Annotated in this window: 17 protein-coding genes and 2 pseudogenes; 15 read left to right on the top strand and 4 right to left on the bottom strand. The window is 64.3% G+C overall.

Annotated elements, in window-relative coordinates:
• Positions 1 to 186 precede the first annotated feature (186 nt).
• Together C7W88_RS02320 and C7W88_RS02315 are read left to right on the top strand one after the other, a co-directional pair.
• Positions 187 to 2112 (top strand): methyl-accepting chemotaxis protein, encoded by a 1926-nt coding sequence (locus tag C7W88_RS02320; protein WP_118072346.1) that lies wholly within the window; start codon positions 187 to 189, stop codon positions 2110 to 2112.
• Positions 2113 to 2153: 41 nt separating this feature from the next.
• Complete coding sequence (locus tag C7W88_RS02315) at positions 2154 to 2504, top strand: energy transducer TonB (RefSeq protein WP_118072345.1); 351 nt, start codon at positions 2154 to 2156, stop codon at positions 2502 to 2504.
• Positions 2505 to 2622: 118 nt separating this feature from the next.
• Here C7W88_RS02315 and C7W88_RS02310 read toward each other — a convergent pair whose 3' ends face one another.
• From C7W88_RS02310 to ligK, 4 genes and pseudogenes are all read right to left on the bottom strand, one after another.
• On the bottom strand, positions 2623 to 3891 hold the full coding sequence (locus tag C7W88_RS02310) for an amidohydrolase family protein (protein WP_118072344.1): 1269 nt from the start codon (positions 3889 to 3891) through the stop codon (positions 2623 to 2625).
• Between the two features lie 53 nt (positions 3892 to 3944).
• Positions 3945 to 4729, bottom strand: a pseudogene (locus C7W88_RS02305) (amidohydrolase family protein).
• A gap of 101 nt (positions 4730 to 4830) precedes the next feature.
• Positions 4831 to 5898: a 4-oxalomesaconate tautomerase gene (locus tag C7W88_RS02300; RefSeq protein ID WP_118072343.1), complete on the bottom strand. Its 1068-nt coding sequence runs from the start codon at positions 5896 to 5898 to the stop codon at positions 4831 to 4833.
• Positions 5891 to 6565, bottom strand: coding sequence for a 4-carboxy-4-hydroxy-2-oxoadipate aldolase/oxaloacetate decarboxylase (gene ligK, locus C7W88_RS02295; protein WP_039336089.1), 675 nt, complete (start codon positions 6563 to 6565; stop codon positions 5891 to 5893). The genes C7W88_RS02300 and ligK overlap by 8 nt, the downstream gene beginning before the upstream one ends.
• Before the next feature lie 106 nt (positions 6566 to 6671).
• On the opposite strand from ligK, the gene C7W88_RS02290 reads away from it, so the two are divergent.
• From C7W88_RS02290 to C7W88_RS02240, 13 genes and pseudogenes are all read left to right on the top strand, one after another.
• A complete protein-coding gene (locus tag C7W88_RS02290) occupies positions 6672 to 7823 on the top strand; it encodes a LysR family transcriptional regulator (RefSeq protein WP_118072342.1) in 1152 nt (383 codons plus the stop codon).
• Between the two features lie 63 nt (positions 7824 to 7886).
• Entirely contained in the window at positions 7887 to 8708 is an 822-nt protein-coding gene (locus tag C7W88_RS02285; RefSeq protein WP_118072341.1) for an NAD(P)-dependent oxidoreductase, read from the top strand.
• Positions 8705 to 9729, top strand: a pseudogene (locus C7W88_RS02280) (amidohydrolase family protein). Before C7W88_RS02285 ends, C7W88_RS02280 begins: the two are co-directional and overlap by 4 nt.
• On the top strand, positions 9726 to 10148 hold the full coding sequence (ligA, locus tag C7W88_RS02275; protein WP_118072340.1) for a protocatechuate 4,5-dioxygenase subunit alpha: 423 nt from the start codon (positions 9726 to 9728) through the stop codon (positions 10146 to 10148). The pseudogene C7W88_RS02280 and the gene ligA overlap by 4 nt, the downstream one beginning before the upstream one ends.
• Before the next feature lies 1 nt (position 10149).
• On the top strand, positions 10150 to 10992 hold the full coding sequence (locus tag C7W88_RS02270; protein ID WP_118072339.1) for a class III extradiol dioxygenase subunit beta: 843 nt from the start codon (positions 10150 to 10152) through the stop codon (positions 10990 to 10992).
• A gap of 72 nt (positions 10993 to 11064) precedes the next feature.
• A complete protein-coding gene (locus C7W88_RS02265; protein ID WP_118072338.1) occupies positions 11065 to 12009 on the top strand; it encodes a Gfo/Idh/MocA family oxidoreductase in 945 nt (314 codons plus the stop codon).
• Positions 12010 to 12223: 214 nt separating this feature from the next.
• Positions 12224 to 13204, top strand: coding sequence for a CmcJ/NvfI family oxidoreductase (locus tag C7W88_RS23335; protein ID WP_240344773.1), 981 nt, complete (start codon positions 12224 to 12226; stop codon positions 13202 to 13204).
• The gene (locus C7W88_RS02260; RefSeq protein ID WP_255418811.1) at positions 13116 to 14132 is read left to right on the top strand and encodes a carotenoid oxygenase family protein; all 1017 of its coding nucleotides are present in this window, start codon (positions 13116 to 13118) and stop codon (positions 14130 to 14132) included. Before C7W88_RS23335 ends, C7W88_RS02260 begins: the two co-directional genes overlap by 89 nt.
• Entirely contained in the window at positions 14129 to 14548 is a 420-nt protein-coding gene (locus tag C7W88_RS24305; protein ID WP_255418792.1) for a carotenoid oxygenase family protein, read from the top strand. Before C7W88_RS02260 ends, C7W88_RS24305 begins: the two co-directional genes overlap by 4 nt.
• A complete protein-coding gene (locus C7W88_RS02255) occupies positions 14545 to 15462 on the top strand; it encodes an SDR family oxidoreductase (RefSeq protein WP_118072337.1) in 918 nt (305 codons plus the stop codon). The genes C7W88_RS24305 and C7W88_RS02255 overlap by 4 nt, the downstream gene beginning before the upstream one ends.
• Positions 15463 to 15829: 367 nt before the next feature.
• Positions 15830 to 16489, top strand: coding sequence for a TetR/AcrR family transcriptional regulator (locus tag C7W88_RS02250; RefSeq protein ID WP_162895870.1), 660 nt, complete (start codon positions 15830 to 15832; stop codon positions 16487 to 16489).
• 45 nt (positions 16490 to 16534) lie between these two features.
• Complete coding sequence (locus tag C7W88_RS24300; protein WP_370073171.1) at positions 16535 to 16933, top strand: cytochrome c; 399 nt, start codon at positions 16535 to 16537, stop codon at positions 16931 to 16933.
• Positions 16930 to 18549, top strand: a complete 1620-nt coding sequence (locus C7W88_RS02240; RefSeq protein ID WP_118072335.1) for an FAD-binding oxidoreductase — start codon at positions 16930 to 16932, stop codon at positions 18547 to 18549. Before C7W88_RS24300 ends, C7W88_RS02240 begins: the two co-directional genes overlap by 4 nt.
• Position 18550 lies beyond the last annotated feature (1 nt).

Raw genomic sequence — 18550 nt, 5'->3', positions numbered from 1 at the left:
GAGCCGTTAACCATGCGAACTGCGCGATGACTGGCCGATAGCCGCCTGAACGGCTGCTCTTTGGCAATCCGCCTGTGGAAAACCTTTCCACGCCACTGCGCGACTCTACGGGTCTGCCTCCTTACCGAAAGTTCCCCCTCGCGGCGTAAGCGGGTGACATGCCGGAAGGCCTGTCGGGGAACATGGATGTTCAGCTTCAACATAACCAAAAAATTCATCGCTGCCTTTGCAGTGCTGCTTGCGGCGATGGCAGGCATGGGCCTGTTCGCGATTTCCAAGATCGGCGAGGTCAACGCCATCGCCGCCGAACAGCGCGACGTGTGGATACCCAGCGCGGAAAAGCTGGGCGACATTCACGCCTTCACCTCGCAGTATCGCCTTAGGCAGGGCGAGATGTTCAGCGCGGCGACGCCTGAGGCGGTGGCGCGCGGCCAGAAGCTGCTCAAGAATGCGCGCAGCGCGATCGATGCGGAAATTGCCGAGTTCGAAAAGCTTGCGATCACGCCGGACCAGAAGACCGGCGCTGCCGCGCTGAAGCAGGCCTGGGCGACTTTCGTTGCCCAGGACGAAAGCATGCAGGCGATGGCGGTGGGCGGTGACACCCAAGGCGCCCAGGCCATGCACGATGGCGAAGGCATCGACACCTTCTATGCCCTTGAAGACGCGATCCTTGCCGTGATCGAGGCCAACAAGAAGGATGGCGCTGCGGTCGCCGCCAATGCCGAGAAGATCTATGCCTCGGCGCGCAAGTTCACCTTTGCCGCGCTTGGCCTTGCTCTGCTCAGTGCGGTTGTCCTGCTGTTCTATCTCATTCGCAACATTGCCAAACCGGTGGTGTCGATGTCCGACGCCGTATCGCGCCTGATCGATGGCGACCATGCCGTGGCCGTCCCGGGCCTTGGCCGATCGGACGAACTTGGCCAGCTGGCCCGCTCCCTTGATCGCTTCCGCGATGTCTTTGCATCGGACCATGCCCGCGCCGAGGCCGAGACGCAGCGCGCCCGCGAAGTGCAGTTGACCATCGATGAAATCGGCGAAGGTCTGACCGCGCTGGCGGAAGGCAACCTTACTCACCGCGTCAAGGAGAACGGATCGGGCGCGCTGGCCAAGCTGCATGTCGACTACAATGCTGCGGTGACTGCGCTTGAACGGGTGCTGGGCAAGATCGTCGAGGGTTGCCACACGATCAAGCTGGGTACGGACGAGATTTCGAGCGCGGCTTCGGATCTGGCGCTGCGCACCGAGCAGCAGGCCACGTCGCTCGCCGAAACATCGCGCACGATCAACGAGTTCAGCTCATCGGTCAGGACAACGGCCGAGAACGTGAAGCAGACGAGCACCCGCCTGTCGGTGGCCCGCAGCACCGCCGACGGTGTGGGCGATACCGCCAATCGCGCCGTGGCCGCCATGCGCAGCATCGAAGCCAGTTCACGCGAGATGGCCGAGATCGTGGGCGTCATCGACGGCATTGCCTTCCAGACCAACCTGCTTGCGCTCAATGCCGGGGTCGAGGCCGCGCGCGCCGGTGATGCCGGCAAGGGCTTTGCGGTGGTCGCCACCGAAGTGCGTGCTCTGGCGCAGCGCTCGGCCGATGCCGCGAAGTCTATCCGCGACCTGATCGGCAAGAGCACCGAGGAAGTCAGCGGCGGGGTTGCCCTGGTTGAATCCAGCGGTGATGCCTTGCGCCAGATCGTCAACGAAGTGAGCGCAGTTTCGGAGCTGGTCGATCAGATTGCCGAGGCTGCCGGACAGCAGGCAGCGGGCATCGCCGACATTTCGGCAATGGTCGGTTCGATGGACAGCTTCACCCAGCGCAACGCCGCGATGGTCGAGGAAAGCTCGGCGGGAACGCGCAATCTTTCGAACGAGACCATTGCGCTGGTGGAGCAGGTAGGCCGCTTCCGCCTTGGCACGAGCGGCCAGGCCCGGTCGTCGGGGCTATCCTCGGCCAAGCCGCAAGCTTCGCCGCCCGCAACGCCAAAGCCCGCGCCGAGGCCGCTACCGGTGGCTGCTGCGACCGCAGAGCCCGCCCCACCTCCGGCACCGCGCTCCGCTCCGGTCCTCGGCAATACCGCGCTGAAGGTAGACGAGGACGACTGGTCCGAATTCTGAAAACTGCACCGTCATTCAACAAGATCGAAGGAAACCGCATCATGAAGATTATCGACAGGATCGCCCTTGGCATTGCCTCGCTTGCCTTTGCCGCAACCGCTGTGCCAGCCTTTGCCCAGTCTGCCGAGTGGCAGAAGCAGGTGACGCGCATCATCGCCTCGAAGCAGACCTATCCGCGCACGGCCCAGATGCGCGGCGAGGAAGGCACCGCCAAGGTCAAGGTCTTCGTCGGCGCTGGCGGCAACATCGAGCGCACCGAGCTTGTCGCGCCCTCGGGCTCGAGCACGCTCGACAAGGAAGCGCTGGCCATGCCGACGCGCGCCGGTTCTGTGCCGCCGCCGCCGGGTGGCGCGACGGCCGTCATCGTGCCGGTGACGTGGAAGCTGCTCTGAACGAGCGATGATTGCCTTTCTGGCAGGCTTCCCCCCTCTGAGCCTGTCGGTTGTTGCCGGTCCTCCCTGCCGGCACAGATCGGGGCGGCCTCAATCCGAAGGCTGCCCCGATTTTTGGCTATCTGACCAGTTCGCCACCCTTCATGACGTGGCGCACGTTTTCGAGGACGGAGATATCGGCCAGGGGATCGCCGCTGACCGCGACCATGTCGGCCCAATGACCGGGCGAGAGTGCGCCGACATCCTTGCTCCACCCCAGCAGCTCGGCGGCGACGGTGGTGGCCGACTGGATCGCCTGCATCGGCGTCATCCCGTAGCGGACCATGTACTTGAACTGCCGCGCATTGGCGCCGTGCGGATAGACCCCTGCGTCGGTGCCGTAGCTCAACCTGACACCGGCCTTGACCGCCTTGCGGAAGCCCGCCCGCTGGGCTTGCGTGGTCTCGTCGTTCTTGCGCAGCATGTCGGCAGGCCAGCCATCGCGTTTGCCGACCTCGGCGATGAAATCTCCGTTGTAGATATCCATGTCGAGCCAGACGCCGCGTGCCTTGGCAAGGGCAATGCCTTCATCATCGATAAGGCTGGCATGTTCGATGGCCCTGACGCCCGACTGGATGGCAAGCTTGATGCCGGCGGCGCCATGGGCATGCGCGGTAACCCATGAACCGCGCTGGCGGGCAACGTCGACCGCTGCTTTCATCATCTCGCCCGACAGTTCGATCTGGCCGGGTTCGGTTCCTTGCGCCAAGACTGCGCCAGTGGCGATCAGCTTGATCGAATCCGCACCGTTCTGGAACAGCGCGTTGACCTTGCGGGTAACGTCCGCCGCATCGGTGACGACGCCTGCGCGCATGTCGGCAGGCACGGTGACATCGGGCGCAAAGCCGGTCACTTCGCCGCCGCCGCCGGGAATGGTGACGTAGGCGCCTACCGCGCTGATGCGAGGGCCGGGCACATCGCCGCGGTTGATCGCGTTGCGCAGTTCGACATCGGCGTAGGCGCGGAACGAGCCGACATCGTGGACCGAGGTGAAGCCTGCGAGCAGGGTCTTCCTGGCGTTGCGCGCGCCGATGAAGCCGATCTCCATGGCCGAGTGCAACAAGGGTTCGGCAATGTTGCTGGACTGTTCGACATCGGCGAGGTGCACGTGGCAGTCGATCAGGCCGGGCAGGACGGTGAAGGCAGACCAGTCCACGACGTTTGCGCCTGCGGGCAGGGGGGCATCGGGCTGGACCGATACAACGCGCCCGTCCTCGACCTTGAGCACCTGTGCGGTGAGCACCCGCCCCGCTTCCGGATCGACCAGTCGCCCGGCGCGGACGTAGAGCGTTTCGGCGCTTGCCGTGGCGGGGATCAGGGCGAGGAAGGGGAGAAGGCGACGCAGCATGGTGCGCAGATTATCGCACCACGCTGCAAGCGCAATTGGCGAAGCTCCGGACCTCAGTCGGCCCAGTAGAGCTTCATCGGATTGTCGATCAGCAGCTTGCGCTGAAGTTCCTCGGTGGGCGCGATGCGCGGGATCATGTCGACGAGATGGCCGTCGTCGGGGATTTCAGTGTCCATGTTGGGATGGGGCCAGTCGGTGCCCCACAACACGCGGTCCTGATAATCGGCCACCAGCGGCGCAACCGCATCGGCAAAGGCGTTCCACGGATCGCCCGCGCCGCCTTCCTTGATGGCATCGAGGCGATCGGGGCAGGTGGCCTTGAACCAGATGTCCTCGCGGCTGTTGAGGAAATTGCGGAAGGCCTTCATGTCCGCGCCATCGGGGCCTTGGCGCACATCGGGACGGCCCATGTGGTCGATGACGAGGGGACGGGGATGGCGTCCATGAACGGGCGCAGTTCCTCGAGGATGTCGGCCTCGAAATAGATCACGACGTGCCAGCCCTTGGGCAGGCGCTGGGCGACTTCGAGGAACTTGTCCTTGGGCGCATCATCGACGAGGCGCTTGAGGAAGTTGAAGCGGATGCCGCGAATGCCGCCGTCATGCAGCGCTTGGAGGTCTGCTTCCGAGATCGCCGGGTCGACGACCGCGACGCCGCGGGCCTTCCCGTTCGACTTTGCGATGGCATCGAGCGTGGCGGCGTTGTCGGTGCCGTGGCAACTGGCCTGGACGATGACGTTGCGTTCGAAGCCGAGGTGATCGCGCAAGGCGAAGAGCATGTCCGGCCCGGCGTCCTGCGGCAGGTACTTGGCCTTGGCGCTGAACGGGAACTGCGCCATCGGGCCGAAGACGTGGCAGTGCGCATCGACCGCGCCTGCTGGCGGGGTGTAGCGCGGCTTCGACGGGTTGGCATGCCAGCTGATGATGCGGTTCTGGTCGGTCATGCGAATACTACTCCATCCATCAGCTTGCGCGCAGTGCGCAGGAGGGCGGCGGTGCGGACTTCGCCGGCATCGTCCACTTCCAGAACGCAGCTCATTTCGCCGGTGGGGTGTTCGACCGAAAGCAGCTTGCGGCTGCCTTCGGGGATCGAGGCGACTTCGGCGGCGGGGGAGCCCGGGATCAGGCAGGCGGTGGCGACGCTGACCGCGCCGAGTACGCCGATGGTGGCGTGGGCGCGATGGGGAATGAAGCTGCGCACGGTGACCGCGCCGCCGTTCCTGGGCGGGGCGACCAGCATCATCTTCGGCACCGACTTTTCCTTGACGTCGCCGAGGTTCATGCGTTCGCCGACGGCGAGGCGGATGGCTTCGATCTTCGCCTTGAGATCGGTGGCGTTGTCGAGCCAGTCGCGGTCCTCGTAACCGGTGATGCCAAGGTCCTCGGCCTTCATCACCACGCAGGGCATGCCGTTGTCGATCAGGGTGACGGCGACGCCATTGACCACATCGACCGCGTTGCCGGTGGGCAAGAGTGCGCCGCAGGATGACCCGGCGGTATCGCGGAATTCGAGCGGCACGGGAGCGTGGCTGCCGGGGACACCGTCGATCTTCGCATCGCCCTTGTAGGTGACCTTGCCATCGGGCGTGCTGACCGTGGCGACAGCGACCTGTCCCGTATTCTCCATGTAGATGGCGACGCGGGTTTCTTGCGCACTGGCGGCGACAAGGCCGCGCTCGATGGCGAAGGGGCCGACGCCGGCGAGGATATTGCCGCAGTTCTGCGCGTCGGTGACGATGGCCTGATCGACGAAGACCTGGAGGAACAGGTAATCGACATCAATGCCTTCGCGGGTGGATTTCGAGACGACCGCGACCTTGCTCGTCAACGGATCGGCGCCACCCATTCCGTCGATCTGCACGGGATCGGGGCTGCCCATCATGGCCAGCAGGAAGGCATCGCGCTGCGCGGTGTCGGCGGGCAGATCGTCCTTGAGGAAATAGCCACCCTTGGACGTGCCGCCGCGCATCCACATGCATTGTATGCCTTCGGGGATGCCCTCAGACATACTTCAGCCCTTCCTTCTCGAGGCGTTCGCGCATCTTGTACATGTCGAGGCCGAGGACGCCGGCGGCGAGCTTTTCGCGCTTTTCGCCTTCGTTGGCTTCGCGAGCCTGCGCGGCCTTGAGGACTTCGGCGGCCTTTTCGCGGGGCACGACGCAGACGCCATCGTCGTCGGCGACGATCACGTCACCGGGGTTCACCAGTGCATTGGCGCAGACGACGGGGACGTTGACCGAGCCTAGCGTGTTCTTGACGGTGCCTTGCGCGTAGATCGCCTTGGACCAGACGGGGAAGTTCATTTCCGTCAAGTCGCGCACGTCGCGCACGCCTGCGTCGATCACCAGGCCGCGGCAGCCGCGCGCCTGCGCGCTGGTGGCGAGGAGGTCGCCGAAATAGCCGTCTTCGCAAGGGCTGGTCGGAGCAAGCAGGAGAATGTCTCCGGCCTGGAGCTGTTCGATGGCGACGTGGACCATCCAGTTGTCACCCGGAGGGGCGCTGATCGTGACGGCAGATCCGGCAATGCGGGCGCCGCGATAGATCGGGCGCATGTAGGAGGCGAGCAGGCCGGTGCGGCCTTGCGCTTCGTGGACGGTGGCGACGCCACAGGCGGCAAGGCCATCGATCACGGCTGGATCGGCACGTTCGATGTTCTGGACGACGATTCCCGACATTTCCGGCTCCCATGGAAAACTGTTCGCGGGTTCCATGCGACTGCGGCGCGCGGGGAACCAATGCAATGTTTGGCACCGGCCATAAGGAAATGCTAAGCGATGTGGCATGCAGCTCCACGCGATCAATGTCCGGCACATTGCGGCTTTCGCGGCAACGGTGCGCCATGGCAGCGTGACGCGGGCGGCGCGGGCGGTGAACCTGACGCAGCCTGCATTGACGCAGGCAATCGCCCGGCTGGAGGCGGACATCGGCTGTGCGCTGTTCGAGCGCGGGCCAGCGGGGATGACGCCGACCGAACCGGCGCTGCTGCTGGCGCCACGAGCAGAGGCGGCGATTGCGCATGTCGGCTCTCCGCGCGTGACGGGCACGCAATTGCGGGCGTTCCTGGCGCTGGCGCGGGCCGGGTCCTATGCGGTGGCGGCGGAGGCAACGGGGCTTTCGTCGGCCTCGCTGCATCGGGCGGTGGCGGATTTGTCAGTCGCGCTGGGGCAGCGGCTGGTGGACCGGCGCGGGCGCTCGGTAATGCTGACCCCTGCGGGCGAGCGGCGCGCGCGCGGGTTCGGTCTGGCCATGGCAGAACTGCGGTCAGGCCTTGCCGAAGTGGCGGCGTGGCAGGGCAAGGCGGCGGGGCGCGTGGTTGTCGGCGCGATGCCGCTGAGCCGGGCGCGGTGGTTGCCCGAGACGATCCTGCGCTTTGCCGCCGCGCATCCGGGGGTGGACGTGGCGGTGGTCGAAGGGAGCCATGCCGAGCTTTCGGGGCCACTGCGCGATGGTGAAGTGGACCTGATGCTGGGCGCGCTGCGCGATGCGTCCTCGCTCGACGACCTGGCGCAGGAGGCGGTGTTCGAGGACCGGCCCGCGCTGGTCATGCGTGCCGGGCATCCCTTGTTGGCTGGCGCGGTGGATGGGGTGGCGCTGGCGGGCTTTCCGTGGATCCTGCCCGCAAGTGACACGCCCTTGCGCCACTATTGGGAAGGCATGATGCGCGGCGCCGGGGCCGAGCCACCGCGCGTGGGGATCGAGTGCGGATCGGTGCTGACGGTGCGGCAATTGCTGCTGGGATCGGACGCGCTGACGCTGCTTTCCCCGGCGCAACTGGCGGTAGAACTCGATGCAGGGGTGCTGGCGACGCTGCCGCCGCCGGTGCCGGTCGCCCGGACCATCGGTATCACCACGCGCGAGGGCTGGCGGCCGACGGCTCCGCAGGCCGCGTTCGTCGCACTGCTGCGCGAGGTTGCCGCAGAAGGGTTTGCATAAACTTATACCTGTGGCGATGTTTGCATTTGTTCCTTCGCGCGCACCAACGCAGGACCGCTGGCCATGGAGAGCGTTATTGCCCTGATCGGCTTCGGTGAGGCCGGGTCCACTTTTGCCAAGGCGGCAGGCTGGGAGTCTGCGGCGCTGGCGTTCGACATCAACCCGGCGCGCCGGGCGGTGATGGAGCAGGCCGGCGTGGTGATCTGCGGCACGGCCGAAGATGCGCTTGGCGATGCCGACATTGTGCTGTCGCTGGTGACGGCGGATTCGGCGCTGCCTGCGGCTGTTGATTATGCCGGTCTGCTGAAAGCAGGCGCGATCTGGTGCGACATGAATTCCGTCGCGCCCGATACCAAGCGCGCGGCGGCCAAGACGATCGAGGCAGCGGGCGGGCGCTATGTCGACGTGGCGGTGCTGGCCCCGGTGAACCCGGCGCGGATGAACGTGCCGCTGCTGATTTCGGGCGCTCATGCAGCCGAGGCCGAGGCGCGGCTGCAGGCGATGGGCTTTGCCAAGACGCGCGTTGTCGGTGACGAGATTGGCCGGGCCAGTGCGATCAAGATGATCCGTTCGATCATGGTCAAGGGCGTCGAGGCGCTGACCGCCGAGATGATGCTTGCGGCGACGAAAGCGGGCGTGGTCGACGAAGTGCTGTCGTCACTGGATGCCAGCGAGAAGACGCAAAGCTGGTTCGAGCGTGCCGAGTACAATGTCGAGCGCATGACGACCCATGGGCTCCGCCGCGCCGCCGAGATGGAAGAAAGCTGCAAAACGCTGGAATCGCTGGGCGTGGAGCCGGTGATGACCAGCGGCACGGTGAAGCGCCAGCGCGAGCAGGCGGGCAAGACAATCGCATTCAACCCTGAGAGGACTGAAGTCGCATGACCATGATCATCGACTGCCACGGCCACTACACCGTGCTGCCAAAGGCGCACGACGAGTGGCGCGAGAAGCAGAAGGCCGCGTTCAAGGTCGGGACCGAGTGCCCGCCGTACCCCGAGATCTCTGACGACGAGATCCGCGAGACGATCGAGAGCAACCAGCTCCGCCTGCTGAAAGAGCGTGGTGCGGACATGACGATCTTCAGCCCTCGCGCCTCGGCGATGGCCCCGCATGTGGGCGACCAGTCGGTTGCGGTGAAGTGGGCGCAGGTGTGCAATGACCTGATCGCGCGCGTGGTGGGGCTTTACCCCGAGACTTTCGCGGGCGTGTGCATGCTGCCGCAGTCGCCGGAAGCGGACATGACCAGCTCGATTGCAGAGCTGGAGCGCTGCGTGAACGAGCTGGGCTTCATCGGCTGCAACCTCAATCCCGATCCGGGCGGCGGGCATTTCAAGCATCCCCGCTGACGGACGAATACTGGTTCCCGTTCTACGAGAAGATGTGCGAGCTGGACGTTCCGGCGATGATCCACGTCTCGGGATCGTGCAACCCGGCGATGCACGCCACCGGCGGGTACTACATCGCGGCCGATACCATCGCCTTCATGCAACTGCTGGAAGGCGACCTGTTCAGCCGTTTCCCCACGCTGCGCTTCATCATTCCGCATGGCGGCGGTGCGGTGCCGTACCACTGGGGACGCTATCGCGGGCTGGCCGACATGCTGAAGAAGCCGGGGCTAGACACGCACCTGATGAACAACGTGTTCTTCGATACCTGCGTCTACCACCAGCCGGGGATCGACCTGCTGGCCGACGTGATCGAGAACAAGAACATCCTGTTCGGCTCGGAAATGGTCGGCGCGGTGCGCGGCATCGACCCCACCACCGGGTTCTATTTCGACGACACCAAGCGCTATGTCGATGCGCTCGACATCAGCGATGCCGAACGCCATGCGATCTTCGAGGGCAACGCGCGCCGCGTGTTCCCGCGCCTCGACGCCAAGCTGAAGGAGAGAGGCCTGTGACTGAAACAGCCAAGCCGACCCAGAACATCCACGAATACCTCGCCGAGTTCGAGGATATCCCCGGCACCCGCGTGTTCACCGCCAAGCGCGCCCGCAAGGGCTACTGGATCAACCAGTTCGCGATGAGCCTGATGAAGCCGGAGAACCGCGAACGGTTCAAGGCTGACGAGCGCGCCTATCTCGACGAGTGGAAGATCAGCGAGGAAGCCAAGCAGGCGCTGCTTCGGCGCGACTACAACGCGCTGCTCGACCTTGGCGGGAACGTCTACTTCCTGTCGAAACTGTTCTCGTCTGACGGACTGCCGTTCGCCGAGGCGGTCAGCACGATGACCGACATGACCTGGCCGGAATACCGCCAGATGATGCTCGATGGCGGCCGCTCGCCAGAAGGCAATCGCTCGATCAAGGGAGGCTATTGAGATGGCCAAAATTACCGCTGGCGTCGGCTCCAGCCACGTTCCGCTGCTCGGGGTCGCTGTCGACCAGGGCAAGTGGCAGGACGACTACTTCGGCCCGATCTTCAAGGGTTACGAGTGGACCCGCGAATGGGAAAAGGAAAGCAAGCCCGACGTCGTGATTCTGGTCTATAATGACCATGCATCGGCGTTCGACGCGAACATCATCCCCACGTTCGCGATCGGTTGCGGCGAGCACTACAAGTCGGCTGACGAAGGCTGGGGTCCGCGCCCGGTTCCCGACGTCGAAGGCCACGCCGATCTTGCCTGGCACATCGCGCAGAGCCTGATCCTCGAAGACTTCGACATGACCATCATCAACGAGATGGACGTGGACCACGGCCTCACCGTGCCGCTGTCGATGATGTTCGGCCAGCCGGAGAAGTGGCCGGTAAAGGTCGTGCCGCTGGCGGTCAATGTCGTCACCTACCCGGTGCCGTCGGGCAACCGCTGCTGGGCGCTCGGCGAGGCCATCGCTCGGGCGGTCGAAAGCTTCCCCGAGGATCTCAACGTGCAGATCTGGGGCACGGGCGGCATGAGCCACCAGCTTCAGGGCCCGCGCGCCGGTTTGCTCAACCGGGAGTGGGACAACAAGTTCCTCGACATGCTGGGATCGGACAACGACGACGTCCGCCACATCCCGCACATCGAATATCTGCGCGAGACTGGCAGCGAAGGCATCGAGATGGTCATGTGGCTGATCATGCGCGGCGCGCTGGGCAAGAGCGTGAAGACGCTCAACCGCCACTACCACATTCCGTGCAGCAACACCGCGATCGGGCACATCGTGCTCGAACCGGCGGACTGACGTTCACCCTATCCACCCTTGCCGGGTAGCCCTCACCGGCTACCCGGTCCTTTTTCAAGAAAGGGACAAGACATGCGCATAGCCCTGGCAGGCGCCGGTGCGTTCGGCGAAAAGCACCTCGACGGCCTGAAGAATATCGACGGCGTCGAAATCACCTCGATCATCAGCCGTACCGGCGAACAGGCTGCTGCCGTGGCCGCCAAGTATGGCGCCAAGCACTCCTCGACCGAGCTGGAAGATGCACTGGCCCGCGACGACGTGGACGCGGTGATCCTGTGCACGCCGACGCAGATGCACGCTTCGCAGGCCATCGCCTGCATGAAGGCGGGCAAGCACGTGCAGGTGGAAATCCCACTGGCCGACAGCTGGGCGGATTCGCAGGAAGTGCTGCGCGTTCAGGAAGAGACCGGCAAGGTCTGCATGGTCGGCCACACCCGCCGCTTCAACCCCAGCCACCAGTTCGTGCACAACCGGATCAAGGCTGGCGAATTCAACGTCCAGCAGATGGACGTGCAGACCTACTTCTTCCGCCGCCGCAACATCAACGCCAAGGGTGAGCCGCGTTCGTGGACCGACCACCTGCTGTGGCACCACGCCGCGCACACGGTGGACCTGTTTGCCTATCAGGCTGGCAAGATCGTCAAGGCCAACGCCGTCGAAGGCCCGATCCATCCCGAGCTTGGCATTGCGATGGACATGTCGATCCAGCTCAAGAGCGAGAGCGGCGCGATCTGCACGCTGTCGCTGTCGTTCAACAACGACGGGCCGCTCGGCACCTTCTTCCGCTACATCGGCGATACCGCGACCTACATCGCGCGCTACGACGATCTGGTGAACGGAAAGGAAGAGCCGATCGACGTTTCCAAGGTGGACGTCAGCATGAACGGCATCGAATTGCAGGACCGCGAGTTCATCGCCGCGATCCGCGAGGGGCGTGAGCCGAACAGCTCGGTGCAGAAGGTGTTCGACTGCTACCGCGTACTGGGCGAGCTGGAACAGCAGCTGGCAGCCGGCTGATCTTGGAAAGGCCCGCCCGAAACGGCGGGCCTATTTCGTTGGGGAGCGATCACACTGCCCTCCATCCTCGTCACCCCGGACTTGATCCGGGGTCCCGCTTTCTTCTGCGAGGTTTGGGAAGTGAAGCGGGACCCCGGGTCAGGCCCGGGGTGACGTGAACTGAAATCGTTAAAGCCGAACCCGCACCAAAAGCAGGCCGGCCAAGGAGAGCATGATGGAAGCACGCATCGCCTACTCGGGGCGCAAGTTCGCGCGGCCGCGCTACTATGCCAATGCCCACGAGCGCGACGAGGTGGACATCGTCCTTCACCCCATGGCGATGACCGATGCGCGCGGAGCAGGCACCTCCATCGACCGTGAGGGTTTCGAGATCGTGGCGCACCGCAGCGCCGTTACCGACTTTGCCGATCGCGAGCAGGTAGCGCGCATCCACATGCGCGAAATCGAGGAGCTGGTGCAGGCGCAGACCGGGGCGGACTTCGTCCACGTCGGCGCGCCGGGGCTGCTGCGCTTTTCCGAGAAGAGCGGCAAGGCGGGGAGCCTCGACAATTCGATGCCGGCGCGCTTTGCGCACATCGACATTTCCGATGCGACGGCGCGCGCCTTTGCCGAGCGGGGCGCGGGCGGGCGGTCCTACCTCAGGTGCGCGCATTACAATGTCTGGCGCGCGATTTCGCCGCCGCCGCAGGACGTGCCGCTGGCGTTCTGCGATGCGCGCAGTCTTGCGCCCGTGGACTTGATCGCCGCCGATGCCGTGTTCGATGCGCCGGGGCAGCCGGAGTGGTCGTTCGAAGGGCTGGTCGTAGCGCACAATCCAGCGCACCGCTGGCACTGGTTCTCGCAGATGACCATCGACGAGGCGGTGCTGTTCAAGACCAACGACAGCGATCCTGCCCGTGCGCATCACGTGCCGCACGTGGCGTTCGATCTGCCAAATTGTCCCGCCGACGCGCCCCGCGTGTCAGCATCGAAATGCGCGCGACGGCCTATTGGTGGGCTTGAACGCGGCGCGCATTGCGCTACACATACCGTAACAAATGATAGGGTGAGGTGTGGCCATGGGTGCGTATCCGCAGACGATCTACTTTACCGGTGCGAACGAGCCGGTGGGGCAGGAAGTGGAACTGCGCGGACTGAAGGTGGAGGGCGAGCTGCCTGCCGAGGTGCGCGGCAGCTTCTATCGCGCCGTACCTGATCCCGCCTTCCCGCCGATGTTCGACAATGACCACACCCTTTCGGGTGATGGCATGGTCAGCCGCCTTTCGTTCAACGGTGACGGAACTGCGGATTTCATCATGAAGTTCGTGGAAACCGCGCGCTACAAGGCGGAGAAGGCGGCGGGCAAGGCGCTGTTCGGCAAGTATCGCAATCCGTTCACCGACGATGCCTCGGTGCAGGGCGTGGACCGCACGGTGGCGAACACCACGCCGGTGTGGCACGCCGGGCGCCTGCTGATGGCCAAGGAGGACGGGCGGCCCTATCGCGTCGATCCGAAGACGCTCGAAACGCTCGGTTCCTACGATTTCGGCGGCGCACTGAAGTCTGAAACGATGACCGCGCACGTGCGGATCGATGCCGATACGGGCGAGCTGTTCTTCTATGGCTACGAGGCGGACGGTCAGGCATCGACCAAGGTAGCCTATTGCGTGGTCGCACCGGATGGCACGCTCAAGTCCGAGCAGTGGTTCGATGCGCCCTATTGCGCGATGATGCACGATTTCACGATCAGCGAGAACTACGCGCTGTTCCCGATCTACCCGACCACGGCGGACCTCGACCGGCTGAAGGCGGGCGGGGAGCACTGGCATCATGAGCCGGAGCTGGACAGCTGGCTGGGCGTGATGCCGCGATATGGCGATGTGTCTGAAATCAAGTGGTTCAAGGGGCCGAAGGGCTGCCATTCGTACCACATGATGAACGCGTGGGAGGATGCGGACGGCATGCTCCACTTCGATGCGTGCCTGAACAACACTAATGCTTTCGCCTTCATCCGTGAGCCTTCGGGCATCCAGATGGGCCCGCAGGACATGAAGGGCGCGCTGACCCGTTGGACGGTCGATCCGAAGGCTGACGGCGGCGAGGTGGTCGAAACCATCATCGGGCCTCCGGGGATTTTCCGGTGATTCCGGCGAAGCTGCAGGGGCGGCGGTACAAGACCGGCTTCATGCTCTCTATGAATCCCGAGCTGAAGGGGCCGCCGTTGTTTGCGGGGCCGGTCGGCGTCAGCTTCAACATCTTGCTGCGATTGGACGGGATGGACACGCCGACGCCGCAGGTGACCAACGCGCTCGCCCTGCCGCCAATGGCCGGGTTCAACGAGCCAGTGCACGTGCCTGCTGCTGACCCTGCGAAGGACGGCTGGCTGGTGTTCATCATGGACCAGCAGACTGGCGACAACCAGTTCATCCACGAAACATGGGTTGTCGATGCCGGGAACATCGGGGCCGGGCCAGTGGCGAAGGTGCACATCCCCACGCGGCTGCGTCCGCAGGTACACGGGTGGTGGGTGCCGCAGGCGCAGCTGGACATGCTCGCATGAGCCGGATCGTCATTACCGGAGCTTCGGGCAATTATGGCCGTGGCGTCACCGATCGGCTGATTGCGGAAGGGCGGGCAAGCGATCTGATCCTGATCACGCGCAAACCGGAGAAACTGGCCGACCGCGCCGCGCAAGGGTGCATCGTGCGCTATGGCGATTTCGACAAGCCCGAAACGCTGGAGCAGGCAGTGCAGGGGGCGGAGCGGATGCTCCTAATCTCGGGCACTCGCGTCGGCGCGCGGGTGGTGCAGCACAAGGCGGCGATCGATGCGGCGGCTGCAGCGGGCGTCGGGCATGTGGTCTACACCAGCTTCATCGGCATCGACGATCCCGCCAATCCCGCCGAAGTGCGGCACGATCATATCGAGACCGAACGCCTGATCCGGGCATCCGGCTGCGGCTGGACCATGCTGCGCGATGCGCACTATGCCGACGCGATGATCCTGATGGCAGGACCGGGCGTGATGCAGAGCGGCAAGTGGTTCTCCAACGCCGGGGAAGGCCGCGAGGCCATGGTCTGGCGCGACGACTGCATCGAAAGCGCCGTGGCGGTGCTGACGGGCGAGGGCCATCAAGGCCAGATCTACAACATCACCGGGCCGGAACTGCAGACCTTCCGCGAGGTCGCGGCGATCATGGCCGAAGTCACGGGGCGGGTGGTCGAATACGTCTCGCTGGATGATGAAGGCCAGTACGCGATGTTCGACGCAATGGGCATCCCGCGCCGCCCGGTCGATGATCTGGAAGTCGCCGGCATTCCCTGGAACAGCGACGACATGGTCAGCTTCGGCCGCGCGATCCGCGAAGGGTTCCTCGAGCTTTGCACCGATGACGTCGAGAGGCTGACCGGGCGCAAGGCGCGATCGGTGCGCCAGATGATCGAGGACAACACGGCCGTGCTGCGTGGGGCGTGAGGCGCCAATCAGGCGACGCTTGATTCAGCAAGATCATGCCAGCAGCACGCCCAACGATTTCGCTGCTACAACCTTATGATCACATCGTTACTGCCGTATTCTCCAGCATAAATCGAATGCAATCAAAACGCGCCGCCGAATCAGGTCGGTGATTGCCCTTGACCTGCCCCCCGCTGCCTCCCTCCATCCGATGCAGAAGACACTTGTCATGACCGCGGGCCAGCGGGGGGGGAGATCAGCTGGCAAGTCGGTTTCCAGGCAACTTGCGCCATTCTGCCAACAAATTCTTGCCTGCACGAAGCCGGTGCCAGATTTGGCAATTTGTCAGATTGGTTTATGAGCCCATGCAAACGGTGCGAGGTTGAAGGTGGCAGACGCAAGATCTGACAAGGCGCGCAGGCTTGAACTGGGCCGGCAGCGGCGAGCGAAGACACGCGCCAAGGTCATCGCCGCAGCGTTCGAATTGTTTGGCGAGGAAGATGGCCTTTACGCGCGGATCGAGGACGTCTCGCAGCGCGCCGGCATCACCCGCGCGACGTTCTACGACCATTTCTCCGGCATGAGCGAGCTTCGTGAAGCCGTGACCTACGAGGTCACCCACGATTTCCTGACCGCAGTCACCCACACCGTTTCGCTCCTGCCCGACCCGCGCGAACGCATCTCGGCAGCAATCCGCTTCTATCTGCACCGCGTGCGCGAGGTTCCCGGCTGGGGGCGGTCAATGATCAATCTCAGCGCGAATGGCATCATCTTCGGCGCGGAAACCTTCCGCCAGGCAGAACTTACGGTGATGGAGGCGATCGCCGCCGGTTACCTGACGATCGCGGACAGCGCCCTTGGCAGAGATGCGATCCTGGGGACGACCATCGCCGCGATCTCGACGATGCTGCGAGAGGAACGGGACGGCAATTACCCCGAACAGGTCGTCGCCACGATCCTCGTGGGCCTCGGTGTAGCTCCGGCAGATGCACGGGAAATCACCGAAAAGCCGTTGCCCGCGCTGGTCCCGGCACCTCTCCAAGGATAAACTTGACGATCTGCAAGATCGAACATATCCCAACTTGAATCTGACATGTTGTCGGATTTAGATTCGATGTCCTCGGTCGCAGAAGCCGATGGTTGGGAGAAGCGCAGAATGCCTGTCTTGGCACGTAACCGGCGATTTGCCGGTCCCATTGTTGCGTCCATATCTATCGCGACTGTGGCTTGCTCCGGGTTAGCCGGTGCTGCGGCTGCGCCGCGCCCGCCCGAGACTGTCTACGCCAAGACCTGTGGCTACTGCCATGGCCAGCACGTGGCTCCGATCATCCGCGGGCGTGGCCTGCCGGTCGAGGTGATCGAGCAATACGTCCGCACCGGCCCGCGCGGCATGGTCGCCTTCCGACCGACCGAAATCAGCGATGCTGAACTCAAGGCGCTCGCAAAATGGCTCAATGCCTCGAAGGCCGACCCGAAGGAGAAGGGCGAATGACCGGTATCAGCCGCCGCGATGTGATCCGGACCGGCGCCGTGGGTGCCGCCATGCTGGGATCGAGTGCTTTCGCCTCGCCGCTTGATGGCCCGCGCCAATTGCCGGCTCATCTCGACAAGGGCGCCTTTGCCGCAGCCGTCAAAGAACTGCGCGCGGTCGTCGGAGCGGAATGGGTCTTTGCCGATCCCGAAACCACCTTGCCATATGCCAAGAGCTTCACGCCAGATCCCCGTCACGAGCACGTGCCGTCTGGCGCGGTCGCCCCGGCCTCGGTCGAGGAGGTGCAGGCGATCCTGAAGGTCGCCAACAGATACAAGCTCCCGCTGTGGACCGTCTCCACCGGCAAGAACATGGGCTATGGCTGCGCCACGCCTGCCAGCAGTGGCCAGATGATCCTCGACATGAAGCGCATGAACCGCATCATCGAGATCGATGCCGAACTCGGCACGGCGCTTGTGGAACCGGGCGTCACCTACCAGGACCTGCGCGACTATCTGGACGAGCACAACCTGCCGTTCTGGCTCGACGTGCCCACGGTCGGCCCGATCGTCTCGCCGCTGGGCAACACGCTTGAACGTGGCGTTGGCTACACCCCCTATGGCGATCACTTCTTCATGCAGTGCGGCATGGAAGTGGTGCTGGCCGATGGCACGGTGGTGCGCACCGGCATGGGCAGCGTCAAGAATTCGACGACCTGGCAGGCGTTCAAGTGGGGCTACGGGCCCTACATCGACGGCATCTTCACCCAATCGAACTTTGGCGTCGTGACCAAGCTGGGTTTCTGGCTCATGCCCAAGCCGCCCGCTTTCAAGCCGTTCATGGTGCGCCACAACGAGATGGGCGACGTCGCCAAGATCGTCGATGCCATGCGCCCGTTCCGCATGAACAACCTCATTCCCAACGTCGTGCTGATGATGGGCGCGGCTTACCAGATCGCCATGTTCCACCGCCGCGAGGAGCTGTGGGACAAGCCGGAAAGCATTCCCGATGACGTGGTGCGCGATTTTGCGAAGAAGCACGGCCTCGGCATGTGGAACACCTACTTCGCGCTTTATGGCACCGACGAGATCATCGCCGCGATCGAGCCGATCGTGCGCGGTGCCTTCGAGGCATCAGGCGGCGAGGTACTGACCGAGAAGGAAATGGGCGGCAACCTGTGGTTCGAACACCACAAGAACCTGATGTCCGGCCAGCTTACGCTCGAGGAGAAAGGCATCATGCGCTGGCGCGGCGGGGGCATGTGCTGCTTTGCGCCGGTCGCTCCAGCCAAGGGTATCGAGACACAACAGCAGACCGAACTTGCCAAGGAAATCCTCGGCAAATATGGCTTCGACTACTCGGTCGCCTACGCCATCGGCGGGCGCGAACTGCACCACCTGATCTTCATCCAGTATGACAAGGAAGATCCGGTCGAGGAGAAGAAAGCCGACGACTGCATCCGCGAGATGGTCACCCGCTTTGGCGAGCGTGGCTGGGCCAGCTATCGCACCGGCGTCAACACCATGGACCTGGTGGCGAAGCAATACGGCGAAGCCAACCGCGCGCTCAACGCCCGGCTCAAGCAGGCGCTCGACCCCAACCACATCCTTTCGCCCGGCAAGCAGGGGATCGCTTGAC

Origin of the sequence: Novosphingobium sp. THN1, assembly GCF_003454795.1 — a bacterium.
Classification (GTDB): domain Bacteria; phylum Pseudomonadota; class Alphaproteobacteria; order Sphingomonadales; family Sphingomonadaceae; genus Novosphingobium.
This window is presented reverse-complemented; position numbering and strand designations above follow the sequence as displayed.